Source organism: Azospirillum sp. B506 (genome assembly GCF_000333595.1).
GTDB lineage: Bacteria > Pseudomonadota > Alphaproteobacteria > Azospirillales > Azospirillaceae > Azospirillum.
The window spans coordinates 1-2,407 of sequence record NZ_BADK01000403.1; the positions used below are offsets into that span (position 1 = coordinate 1).

At 68.2% G+C, this 2,407-nt stretch carries 3 protein-coding genes; 1 reads left to right on the forward strand and 2 read right to left on the reverse strand.

Going from position 1 to position 2,407, the window contains the following annotated elements; all coding sequences use genetic code 11:
* On the forward strand, positions 1–561 hold a 561-nt coding region (locus tag I71_RS12410), incomplete at its 5' end, for a DMT family transporter (RefSeq protein WP_042695167.1).
* Between the two features lie 35 nt (positions 562–596).
* Here I71_RS12410 and I71_RS12415 read toward each other — a convergent pair.
* Together I71_RS12415 and I71_RS12420 are read right to left on the reverse strand one after the other, a co-directional pair.
* On the reverse strand, positions 597–971 hold the full coding sequence (locus I71_RS12415; protein ID WP_042695168.1) for a hypothetical protein: 375 nt from the start codon (positions 969–971) through the stop codon (positions 597–599).
* Positions 972–1,006: 35 nt separating this feature from the next.
* Positions 1,007–2,308, reverse strand: coding sequence for a hypothetical protein (locus I71_RS12420; protein WP_042695169.1), 1,302 nt, complete (start codon positions 2,306–2,308; stop codon positions 1,007–1,009).
* Positions 2,309–2,407 lie beyond the last annotated feature (99 nt).

Below are 2,407 nucleotides of genomic sequence, written 5' to 3' on the forward strand. Positions count from 1 at the left end.
CTGTCGGTGCTGGTGCTGCGGGAGAGTGTCGGCTGGCGCCGCTGGGTAGCGGTGCTGGTCGGCTTCGTCGGCGTCGTCATCGTGCTGAACCCGACCGGCCGCTTCGATCTTTGGCCGTCTCTGGTGGCACTGCTCGGTGCCTTCATCTTCTCAAGCGGCGTGATCTCGACCCGCGTCCTGCGGTCGGCCTCCAGCCTGACGCTGGTCGCCAACCAGATGGTCGGCGGCCTGCTGCTCGGCGGGGTGACGCTGCCCTGGAGCTGGGAGGCGCCGGGCTGGCTCGGCTTCTTCCTGCTCGGTCTGCTGGGCGTCACCGCGTTGGCCGGCCATGCGATGATGAACCGTTCGCTGCAACTCAGTCCGGCCGCGGTGGTGGTGCCGTTCCAGTATGTGTCGATCCTGTGGGCGGTGATCCTCGACCTTGCCGTCTGGGGCACGGCGCCCACTGCCCGGATGGGCTTGGGGGCCGTGCTGATCATCGGCAGCGGCCTGTTCATCGTCTACCGCGAACAGCGCCTCAAGCGCGGAGTCGCCGCCGAAGGGGTGGCGGAGGTGCCGTAAGGCACCATGTGGCGGAGTTGCCGTAAGGCGTTTCCTCAGCCCCCAAAGAACCGGGGAACCAGCCTGACCGTCACCGGATCCACCGGCCGCCAGCCATAGTCGTAGATGACGTCGTTGGATTCCACCGGCCGCCGCCCCTCCGCCAGCGACCAGGTGATGTGGTAGGTCGAGCCGTCCGGCCGGTCGCCGGTGCCGTCGATGGCGACGACCAGGGCCTGCACCCCCTCGCCGTCGTCGGCGCAGCCGATCACCTCGCCCAGCGTGGCGGTGGGAAGCGGCTCCTGCGGGCCGACGCCGGAGCTGTGGGTCACATGGTGGGCGACCAGCCGTTCATAGCGCGGCGGGACCAGGGCCAGCAGGCGGTCGCGCTCCTCCGCCGGCAGTTCCCACCCGGTGTATCCCGAACCCATTGCCCAACTCCCCGAACCGCAAGGCGCCGGCAGACTCAACGCCGGCCGCCGTTCATGATCCCGTCCATGATCTTATTCGCTTCGGCCGGTCCGGCAATCAGCTCGATCATGCGGATGGCGGTATAGCCGGTGCGCGCGTTGCCGGCGGGACCCGACAATGCCTGTTGCGCCTTTTCCGTCAGCGAGGCGGTGGTCTTCTGCGTCATCTCCCGCAGCTCGCCGCGCAACCCCAGCGAATCCGCGATGGTCGCACATTTGCGCAGCGCGCGGGCATGGTTTTCCGCCTGGGCCAGCTGGGCGCGTCCCTCGCTGCCGCCCTCAAGCGAGCCGATGGCCGCGACGATGCCGGCATCGGCATCCTGCAGCACCTGGGTCTTCACCATGGCGTGGACCGAGTTGCGGACCTGCTTCAGGCGCTGGTCGAACTCCTTGTTGCGGCTCAGCTCCATCGCCGACCGGGTGGCGTCCAGGCTGGCGACGAGGTCGAGCGCCAGATCGGCCACCGCCATGCGGTCGTTGGCGGGGGTGTTCTGCCAAACGCGCGAGCGGTCCTCGATCTGGGCGACGACGGTGCCGCTCAACTGCATGAACAGGGTGGCGCGGTCGGCCGACTTCTGACCCAGATCCATGTCCCACAGTCCGCTCAGCAGCACCGACGGGTCGGTCAGCCGCGAGGCGGCGAGCAGCACGAAGATCTTCACCGCCTTCGGCTGGGCGCGGGACAGCCGCCGGCCAATGCTCTGGATCGCCTCGACATGGTCGCCATGCAGCTTCGGCACCGGCTTGGGCGACAGCGCCGCCTTCAGTTCGGTCACCTCCGGCGCGATGGACAGGATGGTGGCGATGTCGGCCAGTGCCCGCTTGCGGTCGGGGTTCACCCGCAGGTCGAGCGGCTCGCTGAAATGTCCGGCCACCGCCCCCTCGGCGATCTTGGAAACGGCGACCGCGCAGTCCGCCCAGAAGGCTTCGGTCAGCATTTTGCGCTCCGGCCCGTCCTGCAGGGCGGGGCGGTAGGCGCGCAGCCGCTCCTTGCCGATTTCGGCTTCCACCAGCGGCCACAGGCTGTTCATCAGCGACCGTTCGATCACGCTCAGCGGCACCGGGTCGGCCTTGCCCAGCGCCTCGAACAGATCCTCGAACGGATCGCAGAACAGGCGCTTCAGCGTCGGCCGGCGGTGCAGCCGCAACTCGACCAGACGGGGGCGGATGACGGCGATGGTGCGCTGGATGTCGGGATGGTCGTTCATCTGCTCCAGCAGATCGACGACCTGACGGAACTTGGCCTCGTCGATGTCCAGAAGCCTGTCGCCCAGCGCGACCAGATCCTTCATNCTCATGGTCAGGCCGCCTTCCCTTTGATCGTCTCGATCCGCATCACCAGATCGACGTCCAGCTGGCCGCTGCGCCAGTCGACATAGGCGCGGACCGACCGCTTG